The sequence below is a fragment of the Caulobacter sp. UC70_42 genome (assembly GCF_044056025.1).
Classification (GTDB): Bacteria; Pseudomonadota; Alphaproteobacteria; order Caulobacterales; family Caulobacteraceae; genus Caulobacter.
This window is the reverse complement of sequence record NZ_CP171994.1, coordinates 807,056-823,637: the sequence shown is the minus strand read 5'-3', so window position 1 is coordinate 823,637 and position 16,582 is coordinate 807,056. Positions and strand designations below refer to the sequence as shown.

Genomic DNA, 16,582 nt, shown 5'->3' with positions numbered 1-16,582 from the left:
GAACGATCCTGTCGGACCGTGTGAGCGTCGACTATTCGAGGTCGACCTCGGCGCAGACGAGCTTCAGGTCGAGGTAGTCCTCCAGTCCATATCGCGATCCCTCTCGTCCCATGCCAGACTCCTTGATCCCGCCGAATGGCGCGATCTCGGTCGAGATCAGACCGGTATTCAGGCCGACCATGCCGCATTCAAGCGCTTCGCTTAGCCTCACGCTTCGAGACATGTCCTTGGTGAAGAGGTAGGCGGCGAGCCCGGCCGAGGTGTCGTTGGCCATTCGGACGGCCTCGCTCTCCGTCTCGAACCGCGTTATGGCCGCCAGGGGCCCGAACGTTTCCTCGCGGTTCACCAGGGCATCCGGCTTCACGTCCACGAGCACGGTCGGCTCGAAGAACAGTCCACCCGCCGACTGGCCCCCGGTCAGGATGCGCGCGCCGGCTTCAACCGCATCGGCGATGTGAGCGCGAACCTTGGCGACGGCCCGCGCGTCGATGAGGGGGCCCTGGTCGAATTCACCTGTCAGGCCGGAGCCGAGCCGGAAGCCGCCGACGCGCTCGGCGAGGGCGGCGGCGAAGCGATCGTGGATGCCCGTCTGGACGAAAAACCGATTGGCGCAGACGCAGGTCTGGCCGGTATTGCGGAACTTCGAGGCGACCGCGCCGTCCACCGCGGCCTCGATATCGGCGTCGTCGAAGACGATGAAAGGCGCATTGCCGCCGAGTTCCAGCGACACCCGTTTGACCGTCGCCATGCATCGTGCAGCGAGCATCTTCCCGACCGCCGTCGATCCCGTGAAGGTGAACTTGCGGACGCGAGGGTCGCCGGTCAGCACCTCGCCGATCGGGGCGGCCTCGCCCGTGATCACGTTGAACACGCCGGGCGGGACGCCCGCTTCCTCGGCGAGCTTCGCAAGCGCGAGCGCCGACAGGGGGGTGAGCTCCGAAGGCTTGAGAACCATCGCGCAGCCAACCGCCAGGGCCGGCCCGGCCTTTCGCGTGATCATCGCCAGAGGGAAGTTCCAGGGCGTGATCGCCGCCACCACCCCCACGGGCCGCCGCAGCACCGTGAGCCTTTTGTCCGCGGCGTGCGGGGTCAGGACATCGCCGTTCACGCGACGCGCCTCCTCGGCGAACCATTCGAGGAAGCTCGCGGCGTAAGCGACCTCGCCTCGGGCCTCCGTCAACGGCTTGCCCTGCTCGCCGGTCATGATCCGGGCCAGATCCTCGGCGTGCGCCAGCATGAGTTGGGACCAGCGGCGAAGGACCTCACCGCGCGCCTTGCCGGTTAGCGCCTGCCAGCCGGGCATCGCATCCCGGGCGGCGGTCACGGCGTCCATCGCTTCGGCCGCGCCGAGGTTGGGGACGTCGCCGACGACCGAGCCGTCCGCGGGGTTGTCGACTAGAATCCGGCTCTCGGCTCCAACCCACGCGCCACCGATGAACGCCTCGCTACGGACCAGGTCGGCACGCTGCAGACCAGGAATTCGGCTGACATTCCGCACGTTCACACCCACCCCCATGTCCTGGAACATCTCCACCGTCCGGATGCTCTCCCCGGCTTGCATCGCCGCGAGGTCACTCGGCGGCGAGGCGCGTCGGCCGGATCGGCGGCTTGGGAGCCTCCAAGCCGGTCTCGGCCAGGCAGTTACGGCGCAAGGTCTCCAGGTCGGGACCGTAGTTGAACACGCCCTGCTCGGCGGGACGCGCGGCGCGCATCCGGGATCTGAGCGCGGAGGTCGCGCTCGCGTCCAGTCCGCCGTCCGCGATCACCACGCCATAGCGGCGGGCGCCCTCGACCGTGACCAGGCCTTGCGTCACTTCCAGCGCCACGAGGGACGGATCGCGATCTAGGGGATCGCCCCAGCCGCCACCGCCCCAGGTGATGAAATGTAGGCGGTCGTCGGCCTCGACCGGCACATCCTCGACCTTGTTGCCAACGACGGTGGTCGTACCATCAGCCTTTTCCAGGAGCTTGCGCGCGCGAGCTCCCGGTTCGCCGCCGTTCACGCCCCAGGGCGGGATGAACCAGCGATCATCGTGGATGGCGATCGTGCCGGGCTCCAGGAACCGGTAGGTCATGTGGATGCCGTTGCCGCCTCGATGAAGACCGGGGCCGCCGGAAGTCGGCCACGGTCTCGTAGCGTTCGATGACGAGCGGGAAGTAGCGCTCCAGGAACTCGTTGGGCACGTTGGTGAAGCCCGGCCAGAGCGAGTGGCCGTCCGGGCCGTCGCCGATGGGCCGGCCGGGGATGCCGCCGAACCCGATCTGGAAGAGCTGGAACCACCGCCCCTTGGCGTCGAAGCCCGAATAGAAGAGGTGCGGCGAGGACGAGAAGCCCGCCGCGGTCAGGAACTCGGGCGTCTTCTGGCCGAGCAGCCCTCCCAGGATGTCGAAGATGCGGCCGAGCGCGTGAGTGCGGCCTGAAAGCGCCGCGGGGAAGGCGGGCTTCAGCAGCGAGCCTTCCGGGATATGCACCTCGATCAGGTCGTAGAAGCCGTCGTTGAACAGGATCTGCGGGTCGAAGACCATGATCATGTAGATGCCGAAGAACATGCGCAGCATGTTCTCGTTGAGGAAGAAGTTGATAGAGGCCTGGCTCTGGGGATCGGTGCCGGAGAAGTCGAGCACGACCTTCTCGCCCACGCGCTGCATGGTGCAACGGATCTTGTAGGGCCCATAGCCGAGACCGTCGTCGCAGACATAGTCTTCAAAGCTGACCGCCTCCTCGCTGACTGAGGTCAGGATCAGCTGCTTCATGGCGCGGTAGTTGCGGGCCAGCAGCTCTTCGGTGGCGGACACATAGACGTCGTCGCCGAAACGCTCGGCGAGCTCGATCACCCGGCGCGAGGCCACGCGGCAAGCCGCGACCAGGGCGTTGAGATCCGCCGCGCACCAATCGGGCTTGCGGGTCTGGTGCATGACCAGGCGGATCAGGTCCTCGTTGTAGACCCCGGCTTTCCAGATCTTCACGGGCGGGATGCGGACACCCTCCTCGAAGATGGAGCGGGCGTCGATCGGCATGGAGCCCACCACCTTGCCACCGATGTCGGACTGGTGGCCGAACATCGACGTGTAGGCGATCAGCCGGCCGTCCTTGAACACCGGCAGCAGCACCAGCCAGTCGTTGGAATGACTGATCGCGCCGCCGACCGAGTAGGGGTCGGAGAGGAAGATCATGTCGCCGTCCTGGACCGTGCCCTCGAAGCCTTCGAGAAACGGGCCGATGTAGGAGCCGAACTGGCCCACGACCATGCGACCCTTGTGATCGGCGATCAGGGGGAAGGCGTCGCCTTGCTCGCGAATGCCGGGCGACATGGCCGTGCGCACCAGTGTGGCGTCCATCTCGACGCGGGCGTTGCGCAGGGCGTTCTCGATGACCTCGAGGGTCACCGGGTCGATGGCGATCTTCTCGAACGGCGTCGAATTGCTCTGGATGATCGTGGCGGGCATGGTCTGCTCCTCAAGCCAGAGTGATCAGGATGTTGCCGATAGCGTCGACCGTGCCGACGCAGCCGAGCTCGATCAGGGTGGTGGAATCCATCTCGGTGACGATCGCCGGCCCCGGAATCACGTCGCCTTTGCGGAGCTTGGCGCGCTCATAGATCACAGCCGGGTGCATCCGCCCGTCGATCCAGAGCTCATGGTCGCGGATCTTGGCGGCGATGGGGTCGCCGGTCCCCTGAGGCGGCTCGGCCGCCGGAAGGTCCAGAGCGGTCCCGAGCGCCACGGCCCGCAGGTTCACGAGCTCGTGCGGGGTATCCATCTTGAAGGTGAAGAGCCGTTGGTGCTCCTCATCGAACCTCGAGGTCACGCCAGCCAGGCCATCGCGCCGCAAGGTCTCCGGATCAATGGCGAGCGGCACTTCGAAGGCCTGTCCCTCGTAGCGGACGTCGATCTCGAAGAGCGAGGTGATCTCGGCCTCGGGCAGGCCGTCCGCCATGAGTTCGTCGCGGGTCTGGCGCGCCATCTCCTCGAGCAGGGCGATGACTTCCTCCGACGTCGTCTGGTCGAATCGCCGCGAGAACGAGCGGGCGGTCTCGGTGCGCATCCGGGTGGTCGCGTCGCCAAGCGCGCAGAGCACCCCCGGGGAAACCGGCGAGATCGCCGGCCAGCTGCCCATCAGGCGGGCCACGGCGTTGACGTGCAAGGGACCCGCGCCGCCAAAGCCCATGAGGGCGAAATCGCGCGGATCATAGCCCTGCTGGACCGAGATCATGCGCAGAGCGCCGAACATGTTCTCGTTGACGATGTCGATGATGCCGCGCGCGGCTTCATAGAGCCCGATGCCAAGCGCGTCGGCGATTGTCTGCACGGCGCGGACAGAGCCTTCGCGGTCGAGCTTGAAGGTCCCGCCGAGCAGGGCCTCGGGCAAATAGCCCAGAACGACATTGGCGTCGGTCACGGTCGGAAGGGTCCCGCCCTTGCCATAGGCCACCGGTCCGGGCACGGCGCCGGCCGATTGCGGGCCGACGCGAAGGGCCTTGGTCAGTTCGGGAACATAGGCGATGGAGCCGCCGCCGGCGCCGACGGTCTTCACGTCCAGAGCCGAGGCGCGGACCGAGAGGTGGCCGACCTCCGTCGTGCGGACGCGGCGCGCGTCCAGGTTCTCGATCAGGGCGACGTCCGTCGACGTCCCGCCGACATCCAAGGTGAGGATGTTGTGGATGCCAGCCTTCTTGCCGACCCAGAGCGCGCCGGTGACACCGCCCGCTGGGCCCGACATCAGGAGCGAGACCGGATGGTGCTCGGACTTCTCCGACGACATCAGGCCGCCGTCCGAACGCAGCAGGGAGAGCTTTCCGGCCACGCCCGCGTCGCGCAACTTCGTGCGCAGATTGCGGACATAGCGTCCGACGATGGGCCGGACGCTGGCGTTCGCCACCGTGGTGAGCGTGCGTTCGTATTCCTGCATCTCGGGCAGGACCTCGTGGCTCAGCGAGGTCGGGACATCGCCCATGATCTCGGCCGCCAGCTCGCCGACGCGCCTTTCGTGGGCCCCGTTCAGGTAAGCGTTCATCAGGGAGACCGTGATCGCTTCCACGCCCTGGGCCTTGAGACGTTCGAGCGCCGATCGTATTTCGGCCTCGTCGATGGGCTCGAGCTCGGCGCCGCGGGCGTCCATGCGACCGCCGATCTCGAAGGTGTCAACGAGGGCCGCGAGCGGCGAGGGCTTGTTCCACACCACCCAGCCGGCCAGGCCGCCGGGTACGAAGCTGCGCGCGATCTGCATGATCTGACGGTAGCCTCGGGTGACGATCAGGCCGACGCGGGCGCCCTTGCCTTCCAGCACCGCGTTGGTGGCGACGGTCGTGCCGTGCAGGAAAACCTCGATGTCGGCCGGCGCGACGCCCGCGGCCTCGCAGATGGCGGTTACGCCATTCAGGATTCCGATGGAGCTGTCGGCGGGCGTGGATGGCGTCTTGTGCCGCCAGAACGCGCCGGTCCGCTCCTCGAGCAACAGCAGGTCCGTGAAGGTCCCGCCGACATCAACACCCAATCGATACGCCATTCTGATCTGCTCCCGAGGGCGGGGTCGCCCCCGCCCTTTCGATCTGTCGGTTCGACGCCTCAGAGCGCCTTGAGATAGAGATCCACGGCGTCCTGGTGGCTGACGTCGCGGGGGTTGTTCACGAGCAGGCGCGAGACCTTCATGGCGTCGGTCGCCATGCGCTCGATGTCCTGGCGCCGGACGCCGACTTGGGTCAGGCGCTGCTCCATGGGCATGTCGGCGACCAGCTGGCGCATGGCGGCGACGAAGCCCGCGGCGGCGGCCTCGGTGGTGCGCCCGCGGCTCGCGGAGCGACCACGCGGCAGAGCTCGGCGTAGTGAGCCTGGGCCGCCTCCTGGTTGAACGCCAGCACCGGCGACAGTACGAGCGCGTTGCTCAGGCCATGCGGCACATGGAACAGGCCGCCGATGGGGTAGGCGAGCGCATGGACCGCGCCCACCGGTGCGTTTGCGAAAGCCATGCCGGCCAGAAGCGAGCCCTGCAGCATGGCGCGGCGGGCGACGACATCGCGCCCGTCGGCCACGGCGGCGCGGATCGAGCCCGACAGCAGTTCCAACGCCTTCAGCGCCAGGCTGTCGGAGACCGGATTCTTCTTGATGCGGCTGGTATAGCCCTCGATGGCGTGGACCATGGCGTCGATGCCGGTCATGGCCGTGATGCGGGGCGGAAGGCCAAACGTCAGGGTCGCGTCCAGGACGGCGATGTCGGGATAGAGCAGGCGGGAAACGACGCCGACCTTCTGATCGTCCGGCGTGGTGACAATGGCGATGGAGGTGACTTCCGAGCCGGTGCCCGCGGTGGTCGGAACCTGGATCAGCGGCAGGCGCGGGCCGCGCGCCCGTTCCACGCCATAGGCCTGCGTCAGGGGCTGGCCGCCGAGGCCCGCCAGCAGGGCGACCAGCTTGGCGGTGTCCATCGAGCTGCCGCCGCCGAGACCTATCACGCCGTCGGTGTCGCGAGCCCTGGCGAACCGCGCGGCGGCCTCGATCGAGGCTTCTGGCGGGTCGGCGAGCACATCGCGGAACAGCTCGACGGGCAAACCCGCAGCCTTGAAGCTGTCAAGCGCGTCGTCCAGGACGCCAAGCTCAAACAGTCCGCGGTCGGTGACGATCAGTGGCCGCTTGATCCCGAGCTCGGCGGCGAGCTGGCCGAGCCTGCCGCTGGCGCCGTCCTCACAGAGGATGCGTGGGGTGGTCTCGAAGGTGAAGCCGGTCACGCCTGTCCCCCCCACTTGCGTTCGAAGGCCCAGACCTCCTCGAAGCCGATCAGGCCGCAGAACTCCTTGAAGTCGAACATCGGGGTCGCCGGGTCGGCGCTGACGCCCGTGGTCTTCAGCTTGACGAGCGCCGCTTCCATCGCGGCGGCGCCGACCAGGCTCGTCATCGAGGGGTAGATGGCGAAGGCGTAGCCAATGTCCTTCAGCACCTGGGCCGGCAGGATCGGGGTGACTCCGCCATCGGCCATGTTCGCCATCATCGGCGCATCGATGGTCTCGCAGGCCCGGCGCATTTCCTCTTCGGTTTGGGGCGCCTCGAAGAAGATGACGTCGGCGCCGGCCTTCCGGTAGGCCTCGGCGCGCTTCAGGGCCTTGTCCATACCCTCGCTCGCCCGCGCGTCGGTGCGTGCGATGATCAGACAGTTCTGCTTGTCCTCGCGGGCATCCACGGCGACCCGGATCTTGTCGACCATGTCCTCGAGCGAGATCACCCGCTTGAAGGGGGTGTGGCCGCACTTCTTAGGGAATTCCTGGTCTTCCAGCTGGATCGCGGTGACGCCGGCGGAACTCGTAGCCGCGTACGGTGTGATGCACGTTGAGCAGGCCGCCGTAGCCCGTGTCGGCGTCGGCGATGACCGCGCCGGTCGACGAGCGGACCACGGTCGCCATGCGGTCGAGCATCTGGCTGTAGGTGGCGATGCCCGCGTCGGGCAGACCATAGGCCGAGGCCGTCAGCCAGTAGCCCGTGCCATAGACCACCTCGAAGCCGACCTTCCGACAGATGGCGGCGGTAATCATGTCCTGCACGCCCGGCGCGACGAAGAACTCCTTAAGGTCGAGCTTCCGCCGGATGATGGGATCGGCCATCTGACAACCCTGCAACGAGGCGCCGCGCGAAGTCCGCGACGTCGCGAGACTTAGGCCAGTGGCTGGAATTCGCTCGGACGGAGGCGAGACTATCCGCGATGCGGACAGCCCGGATACGCGCGCCCCGCGATCACTCGTCCGCGTAGAGCCAGGAGGACCGCCTCCTCTGCGCGTCTTCGAAGGCGGCGATGGATTGGCCGCGCGTCTGCGAGATCGTGGCGATTTCGTCCCAACCGTTTAGCAGGGCCTCCCGCCGCCAGCCGTCCACCCGGAAGGCGATGACCCCGCCGTCGGCGGTGCGGATCTCCTGGTGTTCGAGGTCCACGTCCAGAGATTCTCCCGCCGAGGCGCGGGTCGTCAGGTCGGCGCGCTGTCCGGGCGTGACCATCACCGGCAGCAGGCCGTTCTTGAAGCAGTTCGAATAGAAGATGTCGCCGAAGCTGTCGGCGATGACGCACCTCACACCGAGATCGGCCAGGGCCCAGACCGCGTGTTCGCGGCTGGAGCCGCAGCCGAAGTTCGATCCGGAGACGATAATCTGGGCGCCCCGGAAGGCGGGTTGGTTGAGCGGGAAGTCGGCCTTTTCGGTCTTGCCGTCGGCCTCGTAGCGCCGCTCGAAGAAGGCGTATCGACCCAGGCCGGTCTTGCTGGTCAGCAGCAGGTAACGGGCAGGGAAGATGATGTCGGTGTCGATATCGCGCTCGGGCAAGGGCGCGGCGATCGAGGCGATGCTGACGAACGGCTCCATGGTCAGCCGATCTCCCGCACGTCGACGATATGCCCGGCGATCGCCGCTGCGGCGACCATCATCGGGCTCATCAGGTGCGTGCGCGCGCCCGGGCCTTGCCGCCCCTCGAAGTTGCGATTGGAGGTCGAGGCGCTGCGCTGGCCCGGCGCGAGGCGGTCGTTGTTCATGGCCACGCAAAGGGAGCAGCCGGCGTCGCGCCATTCGAAGCCGGCTTGGCGGAAGATCAGGTCAAGCCCCTCGGCCTCGGCCTGGCGCTTGATCGTGCTTGAGCCCGGGACGACCAGGGCCGTGACGTGCTTGGCCACGCGCTTTCCCGCCACGATCTCGGCGGCCGCCCGAAGGTCCTCGAGGCGGCTGTTCGTGCACGACCCGATGAAGGCGTAGTCGATGGAGATATCCTGCAGCGCGGTGTCGGGCGTCAGACCCATATAGGCGAGCGATTTCAGGAGGCTTTCTCGCTCCGGCGCACTGGCGGCGTTGTCGGGATGGGGCGTCCGGCCGGTGACCGGCAGCACCAGGTCGGGGCTGGCGCCCCAGGTGACTTGCGGCGCCAGCGCGCCGGCGTCGATCTCCAGCACCCGGTCGAAGCGCGCCCGCGTGTCACTGGGAAGCGTGCGCCAATAGGCGACGGCCTCGTCCCACAGCGGGCCCTTGGGCGCGAAGGGACGGCCTTCAAGGAAGGCGAAGGTGGTCTCGTCGGGCGCGACCATGCCGATGCGGGAGCCGGCCTCGATCGTCATGTTGCAAAGGGTCATGCGGGCGGCCATCGACATGGCCGAGATGGCGGCGCCCATATACTCGATCGCGTAACCGGACCCGCCGCCCGCGCCGATGCGGCCCACCGCGGCCATGGCCAGGTCCTTGGCCGAGATGCCCCGACCCAGCGTTCCTGTAGCCCTGAGCGCCATGTTGCGAGACCTGGACTGGCGAAGCGTCTGCGTGGCCAGCACGCATTCGATCTCGGAGGTGCCGACGCCGAATGCCAGTGTTCCGAAGGCGCCATGCGTGGCCGTGTGGCTGTCGCCGCAGACCAGAGTCATGCCCGGCTGGGTGAAGCCCTGCTCGGGCCCAACGACGTGGACAATCCCCTGGCGCGGGCTTCTGGAGCCATAGAGGGTGATCCCGTGGGCGGTCGCGTTGTTCTCAAGCAGCGCGATCTGGGAGCGCGCGAGAGGATCGGCGACCGGCTTGTCTCGGTCCTTGGTCGGGATGGCGTGGTCGACGGTGGCGAGTTGCGCCTTGGGGCGACGAACGCTCGCGCCGCGCGCCTCCAGGCCAGCGAAGGCCACGGGGCTGGAGACCTCATGAAGGATCTGGCGATCGATATAGAGCAGGCAGACGCCGTCACCCTCGTCGGCCACGACGTGGTCATCCCAGAGTTTGTCGTAGAGCGTCTTCGCCGGCGCCGACATTCAGGTCTCTCCAATCAGCGCGATCGCCTCGCGCTCGGTGACCACCTCGCCGTACTTGGCCCGCAGGTCGAACAGGTTGGCCTCGTGCGGCGCGCGGTGACGGTCGCCGCAGGCGTCGCTGACGACGAAGGGCGCGAACCCATGCTGCATGGCGTCCAGAGCGGTGGCGCGGACGCAGCCGGACGTGGAAAACCCGGTGATGAGCAGGCAGTCGACCCTCATGGTGGTGAGGGTTGTTCCGAGCGAGGTGCCGAAGAAGGCCGAGGCGTACTGCTTCGAGACGACGGTTTCGGTCGGCAGCGGCTGAAGGCTGGCTGGGAAGGCGCCGGCGGCCGAACCGCGGTCGAACAGCTTCAGCGCCGGAATCTTGCGGTAGAACAGGCCGCCGTCGGCCCCGCCAGGCTGATAGACGACATTGGTGAAGATCACCGGCACGCCCGCGGCGCGAGCTGCGGCGGCCAACCGTTCATTGCTGGCCAGCGCCGTCTCGAAGGCCGGATCGTAGAGCGGCGATCCAGGTGTCAGATAGGCGACAACCACGTCGACGATCAGCAGCGCGGGGCGCTCGCCGAAGGGCAAGGCGCCGTCGAAGGCGACGGCGTAGTTCGCATCGAGGTCTTCGTGACCGGTCATGGTCGCCGCTCTTCCGATCAAAACGGCAGGTCGGCGGCGGAGACCACCTGGGCCTGGCGGGGGAACACCTTGTCCATGAGCGTCTCGTGGATCTGCGGATCGGCGTCCGCGCAGCCGTCGCGCACCACCAGCAGGCGATAGTCCTGGTCGGCGGCGGCGCGGACCGTGGACAGCACCACCCCGCCCGTGGCCACGCCCAGCAGGACAAGGGTGTCGATGTCGTGCGCGCTGAGGATCGGCTGCAGTTCGGTGCCGTAGAAGGCGCCGACGCGGTGCTTCACCACCACGAACTCCGTGTCGAGCGGCGCCAGGCGCGGATCGATTTCGCTGGCCGGATCGGTCAACTGCATGCGGCCGGCCTTCTTGATCGCGCTGAACATCTGGTTGCGGTCGCTGACTTCCGGATGCCCAGGGCGAAACGCGACGCGGATGAAGATCACTGGAAGGCTGGCGGCCCGCGCGCGCGCCAGCACGTCGGCCGCGGTGGCGATCAGTTCGTTGTTGTTGGGCAAGCCACCGATGATGCCGGGTTGGAAGTCCATGAACAGAACGGCGGTCTTGGAATGGGTCTCGGACATTGATTTCCTTGAAGATTACTAATCGCTTTTGCCGGCGATCGTCCCGCTCCGCCTCGTCGGCGACCGGTCTGGATAGAGTTCGCGTGACGTCGCTGACGTGTTGAGGCGCTCTGCGCGCCAACGCCGGGAACCGCCGCCTCACGGCCAACCCTCGGTGCGTGGCTTCTTAGGCGGCCGGTCGTGGGAGGCCAAAGGCCGGCGTCCGCGTCGCGCCCGCCGATCGGGCCGCTGGCCGAAACGCCGAACAGAAAGGAAACGATGCTGGCGTCAACTTCCAGAGACGGGCTCCGGAAGCTGACGCCAGACAAACCGCATGCCTATGCGGTCGTCGCTTCAACGTCCTCGATGACGGCCGTGTAGGACTGGGCGTTCAGTCGCCGCTCCAAGGCCTCCCGCTCCTGGTGGACGGCGCGCAGAACGATGTCGAGGAACCGGGCGCGCCAATGGTCCCGTTCGGCGCGGGCCTCGTCGTCGGGCGTATAGGCGTCGAGAGTCGCGCGGCTCACGGGCTGCTGGGTCTCCAGCAGACGCTCAAGGCTGTCGATGCGATCGCGCATCACCGCGACCTCGCCCGCCAGAGCCATCGTCATCGAGAGCACCTTGTCGATGCCGGGGTCGGCGAAATAACGCGGTCGCTCCCCCTTGGCCCCTTGTTGTAAATTCATGAAAAAACTCCCGAGGTCTAACGGACGCGGCGTCTATTTCTGAACGCCCCAGATGTACCAGGCTCCGCCGCCGCCAAAGTCGCCGCCCTGGAACACCTTGGTGCGCTGGGCGTCGGCGGATTCGTAGGCGCTGGGTTGCAGGCCCTCGAACGCCTTGGCGCCCTCGAAGCCGGTTTCCTCGGCCATGTCGGCCGGAACGATCTCGTGGCTGGCCCCCCAGAAGGGCTCGTTGTTGTTGCGGGTGTCCCAATCGAGCATGAAGGCGTCGAAGGGCTCCAACTGGCGGTAGGGCGGGGTCTCGGTGTGGGCCACGACGCCGCCGGGCGACAACAGTCGGTTGGTTTCCCGCATGATGTTGCGGATCGCCACGTGGCTGGTCTCGTGGACCAGGATATGGCTGACGATCAGGTCGAAGTAGCCGTCCGGGAAGTTCATCTTCTCGGCGTTCTGCTGGCTGTAGTGGACGGGCTTGCCCAGCGACTCCGCGCGGGCGTGCGCATAGCGCAGCATCGGTGCGCCGACGTCGATCCCGTGGACTTCCGCGTCCGGATAGGCGTCGACGTATGAAAGGGTCGAGTGGCCCACGCCACAGCCCATGTCGAGGATCCGGCGCGGCTTCAGATCAGGGAACTTGGCCTTGATGAAGTTGGCGGTGCTGTCGCCGATATCGGAGTTGAGCGGCCCCATGCGGCCCATCACATAGACATAGACCGCGCGGTCGTAGACGGCGCCGTTGGCGATGTCCTCCTCGGCGAACTCGGTGTGGTAGCCGCCTGGCATGCAGTGGATGTCGACCAGGCGGTGATAGCGCGGAGTCTCGAGCGTCGGATCCAGTGTCAGCGAGCCCTTCGAGCCCGAAGCGTTCTTGAAGGCGTCGATCAGGGACGGGAGCTGGCGCTCGACCGGCACCTGCGCCGCCTTCCACATCATTTCCTGACTGTTGCGCTGCATCGCGCTCCAGAACTGGTAGTAGGGCTCGCCCGCCATGGCGTGCTGGACTTCACGATAGGTTTCCGGCTCGCGGCCCTTGGCCTGCTTGAACTGCGGCTGGGCGCGCACCTGATAGGCCGCCTTGATGCCGAGGCTGACCGTCGACGCCAAGTGGAATTTCAGCGACTTCACGAACTCTTGCCGTGAATATTCCTCCGACGTGGTTTCGGGCAAAACCGCGTGAGCAAACTGTTCGGTCAGTTCTCCGGTCACAGCCATATTCGTCACTCCAACATCAGTCATTGCGGAAGGCCAGCGGCGTGTGGGCTTGAGGAAGCAAGGCCTGCGACTTGATGAGCCCACGCCGGCGATTTAGCGACGACCGCTCGACGCCGAGCAATGCCGGACCGCGAAACTGTCCGGACCTCGGATAAATCTGCGAACGACATTGTGGTTAGGGGCCGCGCGAACAGGCTGCCTGGCATGGCGCCTCGGGGGCGCCCCCACGGCGCGCGCGCCTTAAAGCCAGGATGGAGACCGGGGAATGGCTCACAGCGAATCCCACGATTCAGCGACCAAACGGGTCAGCGACGAGGACAGAATGTCCCGTGGTCCGCTCACCATGGTGTGGTTCTCGCTTTGCAGCGCGATCTTCTACCTGCTGCTGGGCGCGACCCTGGCCACGACCTTCGGGACGCGCAACGCCCTGATCGGGACATTTCTCGGCGTCGTGGCCCTGAGCGGCCTCGGCTACATCTTCTCACGCTTCGCGATCCGAAGCGGCGAGAGCTGTTACCTGCTGTCGCGCCGGATATTTGGAACGCTGGGAGCCTCCCTCGCCACCCTGATCTTCGCGGTGATCGCGATCTACTACGCGGTGTTCGAAAGCGCGGTCGTGGCCGCTGCGGCGGTCAAGGTGTTCAGCGCGATCAACTACGTCCAAGCTTGCGCGATCATCGCCGTCTACAGCATCGCGCTCGCGGTCGGCAGCATCCAGAAGTGGCTCGACAAGCTGAACGCCGTCCTGCTGCCGATCTACGTCATCGGCCTGATCGCGGTGGTCGCCATGTCGATCCATCGCTTCGGCTATTCGCGCGAGTGGCTGAACATCCCGGCCGCGAACCCGACGCCAGCGGGCTGGTGGTATTGCTTCATCGCCGTGTTCGGCATGCAGCTCTTGATGATGATCACGCTGGACATCGGCCGGTTCGGCAAGACCGAGGACATCGAACACCACTCCAAGATCACCTTTGGCTTCCCGTTCTACGTGGCCACCTTCCTGGTGAACATGAGCGTCGGCATCTATCTGGCCGCCAGCGCCAACATGGCGGTGGTGTCCGAGACAGCGGTGATCGACGTCTGCCTGATGGTGCTGGGCGGGCCGCTGGGCCTGCTGTTCATCTGGGTGACCCAGACCCGGATCAACACGGCGAACTTCTTCCTCTCGTCGAGCAATCTGCAAGCCTTCCTGCGGGACGCCCTCCGCGTGCGCGTGCCTCGGCTGATCTGCACGCTGCTCGTGGGCGCCGTGGTGTTCGCCTTCACCGCGGCGAGCGACGTGCTGAAGTACATCCTGATCGCCGTGAACTATCAGGCCGTGATCCTGACCGCCTGGGTGGGCGTGGCTCTCGCCTACATCACCTCGCGCGCGATTTCGTCGTCGGAGGCCGCGACGGCGGTGGAAACGCGGACCTTCATTCCCCAAGGTCTGGTCGCCTGGTTCGCCGGCGCGGCCGTTGGCCTGACCATGATGGCCAACGGCGGGGCGGTCGCGAGCTTCTCCTCCCCGGTGACGCTCGCGATCACCTTTGGCCTTTATCGCCTGTTGGGCCGGACCGGCAGCCGGGCCCAACTGGTCAGCGAACGCACCTGACAAAAACTCCCCCGAGCGCGCCGGCGAGCGTGCTCGGGGGAGGTGGGGGCAGGAGACGCCGCGCGCTGGCGGCCGGTCTCAGGTCACCCGGCCAGGAACCGGGGGTTGCTGCCAGTTCCAACACGATGCCGTCCGGATCGAGGAACTTCACGGCCTTGCCGTCCGAGTAGTGCTGACCTTCTTCCACCGCGACGGTGATGACGTCGCTGAGGAAGGTGACGCCACGTTCCTTCAGCTTGGCGACAGCGGAATCGATGTCATCGACCTCAAAGCCGATACGGGCGATGCCGCGGCCGCGCGATGAGACGTCGGTCGGCTCGCCCAGCGGCTGCAGGACCTCGATCAGCTCGAAGATCTTGCCTTTCGGACCGACGCCAATGAGCGCGATGTTGAGCCTCATGTCGGTGTCGGGCATGCCGCACACCTTGCCGAGATAGGTTCCGCCCCAGGCGTCCGAACGGCTGACGAGCTCCAGACCGAGAACGTCGCGATAGAAGTCGATCGAGCGATCGATGTCGCTCACGAACAGGGTCGTGTGATGCAGGTCTGTGATCATGGCTCAGCTCTTCGAACTCATCGTCTTCGGACCGCACCCAACTGGCGCGGAAACGGCTCTGCCGGCCGCGACCCGCGGGCGCGCGAGGCACCTCGGCGTCGGGCTCGTCACCGCCCCAGAGGACGCCCCCCGGCGAGGCGCGATAGGCTTGATAGGCCTCCGACGCCTCTTGTTCGGCCGCATAGGGATGTTCGGCCCAAGGGATGTGCCTCGCCGGTTCATCCCAGGGGGTCTCGGCGATGTAGCGCTCGCAGAAGCAGCGTCCCCGAGGGTAGTCCCGCGTGGGCCACGGATAACCCATGGGCCCGTCGGTGTGGCACAGGATGAGGGCGCCGCTGCGCGAGACGAAGGGCGCATGGTACCATTCCTGCGGGTGGGAAACGACGCTGCCGGCGCCCATCTGGCCCTCGTTGACCAGCAGGATGTCGCCGCTCAGCACGATGATCTCCTCCCAACATTCATGGTGCACGTGCTCCAGGTCCGCGATCGCCTGCGGGGAAATGTACTGGAAGCGCAGGAACCCGCCGGGGCCGCCGTCGAAGCCTTCGCCGCTCGGGCCGGGCACGGCGTCGGGCACGCGCAGGGATTTGTGCATCACCCCGTGCGAGCCGGGCACGCTGTTCACCCACTCGATCTTGTCGGTCTGGATCACGCGGTTGCGCGTCACCGGATAGGCATAGGCCGGCATGTTGGGGTTCCAGAACGCCAGGACGAGAGCGCCGGAGACCGTGCTGACCTCCCCGCCGCCGCAAAGCTGCGGGGCATGGATGTAGCCGCTGACGCCGACCGACGATCCGTTCAGGGCCAGATCGCCTCGGAGGACAAAGAACTCCAGGGACGCTTCCTTGCCGTCCGTGCGGACGCGGAAGCCGGGCGGCAGTTCACAGACATAGGTCCGCGAGCCGCTGTGGGCGTCCATGCTCATCAGCGAGCCGCGCATCCCCGCGATCAGATCGGGCGCGTCGAGCGCTTCACGCTCAAGCGACAGGAAGTTGTAGAAGGCCGGCTCATCGCGACGGTAGTGCGCCGACTTGCTCATTGACCGCCCTCGGCTCTGCGCACGCTGTCGGCCAACGGGACCGGATAGCCCGGATTGGGGATGCAGATGCAGAGGTGGCGGAACGGCTTGTCGCCCAGCACCTTCCACTTGATGTGCGCCCCGCGCGGCAAGAGATAGATGCAGCCTGGCCTGGCGATGACCGTGCCGCTGATCGTCATCATCGGCGCCAGGTGATAGGTGACCTCGCACTCGCCAGACGTCACGTAGTGCAGTTCGTCGTGGAACATCGCCCAGCTGATGTCGTGGCCGGGAAGGAATTCCTCGAAATTCACCTGGGTCGCGGGCTCATCGATCCCGACGTTGATCGCCTTGTTCATCACCCCTTCGAGCATGGGGAAGGAGAACAGCGGCGCCTTTTCCAGGTCGCTCTCGTCGACCTGGTACATGCGAAAGCGCGAGTACGCGATGGCGCTCGAGGCGGTGTAGCCGAGCGTGTTCTCCGGCGCGTCGTCTTGTTTGGACATGTCATTGCTCCTCGGGAAACAGGAGCGTCGAGACTAGGTCGGCCGCGTAGATCGGCGGCGAGGAAAGGGTCGGC

Annotated in this window: 18 protein-coding genes; 2 read left to right on the top strand and 16 right to left on the bottom strand. The window is 66.7% G+C overall.

Translation table 11 applies throughout. The features are described 5' to 3' along the window. Positions 1-31: 31 nt before the first annotated feature. From ACHMW8_RS04235 to ACHMW8_RS04170, 14 genes are all read right to left on the bottom strand, one after another. A complete protein-coding gene (locus tag ACHMW8_RS04235) occupies positions 32-1,528 on the bottom strand; it encodes an NAD-dependent succinate-semialdehyde dehydrogenase (RefSeq protein ID WP_395444850.1) in 1,497 nt (498 codons plus the stop codon). A gap of 43 nt (positions 1,529-1,571) precedes the next feature. After that, a complete protein-coding gene (locus ACHMW8_RS04230) occupies positions 1,572-2,075 on the bottom strand; it encodes a hydantoinase B/oxoprolinase family protein (RefSeq protein WP_395444849.1) in 504 nt (167 codons plus the stop codon). Continuing rightward, a complete protein-coding gene (locus ACHMW8_RS04225) occupies positions 2,029-3,447 on the bottom strand; it encodes a hydantoinase B/oxoprolinase family protein (RefSeq protein WP_395444848.1) in 1,419 nt (472 codons plus the stop codon). Before ACHMW8_RS04225 ends, ACHMW8_RS04230 begins: the two co-directional genes overlap by 47 nt. A gap of 10 nt (positions 3,448-3,457) precedes the next feature. Further along, positions 3,458-5,506, bottom strand: coding sequence for a hydantoinase/oxoprolinase family protein (locus tag ACHMW8_RS04220; protein WP_395444847.1), 2,049 nt, complete (start codon positions 5,504-5,506; stop codon positions 3,458-3,460). A gap of 59 nt (positions 5,507-5,565) precedes the next feature. Continuing rightward, the gene (locus ACHMW8_RS04215; protein ID WP_395444846.1) at positions 5,566-5,742 is read right to left on the bottom strand and encodes an iron-containing alcohol dehydrogenase; all 177 of its coding nucleotides are present in this window, start codon (positions 5,740-5,742) and stop codon (positions 5,566-5,568) included. After that, entirely contained in the window at positions 5,700-6,722 is a 1,023-nt protein-coding gene (locus ACHMW8_RS04210; protein ID WP_395444845.1) for an iron-containing alcohol dehydrogenase, read from the bottom strand. The genes ACHMW8_RS04215 and ACHMW8_RS04210 overlap by 43 nt, the downstream gene beginning before the upstream one ends. Next, a complete protein-coding gene (locus tag ACHMW8_RS04205; RefSeq protein ID WP_395445893.1) occupies positions 6,719-7,264 on the bottom strand; it encodes an oxaloacetate decarboxylase in 546 nt (181 codons plus the stop codon). The genes ACHMW8_RS04210 and ACHMW8_RS04205 overlap by 4 nt, the downstream gene beginning before the upstream one ends. Further along, positions 7,242-7,589 carry an isocitrate lyase/phosphoenolpyruvate mutase family protein gene (locus tag ACHMW8_RS04200; RefSeq protein WP_395444844.1) on the bottom strand — a complete coding sequence of 116 codons (348 nt, stop codon included), beginning with the start codon at positions 7,587-7,589 and terminating at the stop codon, positions 7,242-7,244. Before ACHMW8_RS04200 ends, ACHMW8_RS04205 begins: the two co-directional genes overlap by 23 nt. Positions 7,590-7,719: 130 nt before the next feature. Continuing rightward, positions 7,720-8,337 carry a 3-isopropylmalate dehydratase small subunit gene (leuD, locus tag ACHMW8_RS04195; protein WP_125155240.1) on the bottom strand — a complete coding sequence of 206 codons (618 nt, stop codon included), beginning with the start codon at positions 8,335-8,337 and terminating at the stop codon, positions 7,720-7,722. Between the two features lie 2 nt (positions 8,338-8,339). Next, a complete protein-coding gene (gene leuC / locus ACHMW8_RS04190; protein ID WP_395444843.1) occupies positions 8,340-9,749 on the bottom strand; it encodes a 3-isopropylmalate dehydratase large subunit in 1,410 nt (469 codons plus the stop codon). Next, a complete protein-coding gene (locus ACHMW8_RS04185) occupies positions 9,750-10,382 on the bottom strand; it encodes an isochorismatase family protein (protein ID WP_395444842.1) in 633 nt (210 codons plus the stop codon). A 17-nt stretch (positions 10,383-10,399) separates the two neighbouring features. Continuing rightward, entirely contained in the window at positions 10,400-10,960 is a 561-nt protein-coding gene (locus ACHMW8_RS04180; protein ID WP_125155243.1) for a cysteine hydrolase family protein, read from the bottom strand. A gap of 317 nt (positions 10,961-11,277) precedes the next feature. Further along, positions 11,278-11,625: a hypothetical protein gene (locus ACHMW8_RS04175; protein WP_125155244.1), complete on the bottom strand. Its 348-nt coding sequence runs from the start codon at positions 11,623-11,625 to the stop codon at positions 11,278-11,280. Between the two features lie 33 nt (positions 11,626-11,658). Continuing rightward, positions 11,659-12,834 carry a class I SAM-dependent methyltransferase gene (locus ACHMW8_RS04170; RefSeq protein ID WP_125155245.1) on the bottom strand — a complete coding sequence of 392 codons (1,176 nt, stop codon included), beginning with the start codon at positions 12,832-12,834 and terminating at the stop codon, positions 11,659-11,661. 322 nt (positions 12,835-13,156) lie between these two features. On the opposite strand from ACHMW8_RS04170, the gene ACHMW8_RS04165 reads away from it, so the two are divergent. Beyond that, the gene (locus tag ACHMW8_RS04165; RefSeq protein ID WP_395444841.1) at positions 13,157-14,428 is read left to right on the top strand and encodes a purine-cytosine permease family protein; all 1,272 of its coding nucleotides are present in this window, start codon (positions 13,157-13,159) and stop codon (positions 14,426-14,428) included. Here the strand turns inward: ACHMW8_RS04165 and ACHMW8_RS04160 are convergent. Continuing rightward, on the bottom strand, positions 14,412-14,984 hold the full coding sequence (locus ACHMW8_RS04160; RefSeq protein ID WP_395444840.1) for a VOC family protein: 573 nt from the start codon (positions 14,982-14,984) through the stop codon (positions 14,412-14,414). The two genes, ACHMW8_RS04165 and ACHMW8_RS04160, sit on opposite strands and share 17 nt — an antisense overlap. A gap of 355 nt (positions 14,985-15,339) precedes the next feature. Here ACHMW8_RS04160 and ACHMW8_RS04155 point away from each other — a divergent pair, with 355 nt between their 5' ends. Next, entirely contained in the window at positions 15,340-16,026 is a 687-nt protein-coding gene (locus tag ACHMW8_RS04155; protein ID WP_395444839.1) for a hypothetical protein, read from the top strand. Here ACHMW8_RS04155 and ACHMW8_RS04150 read toward each other — a convergent pair. Next, positions 16,020-16,508: a cupin domain-containing protein gene (locus ACHMW8_RS04150; protein WP_125155249.1), complete on the bottom strand. Its 489-nt coding sequence runs from the start codon at positions 16,506-16,508 to the stop codon at positions 16,020-16,022. The two genes, ACHMW8_RS04155 and ACHMW8_RS04150, sit on opposite strands and share 7 nt — an antisense overlap. Between the last annotated feature and the right edge of the window lie 74 nt (positions 16,509-16,582).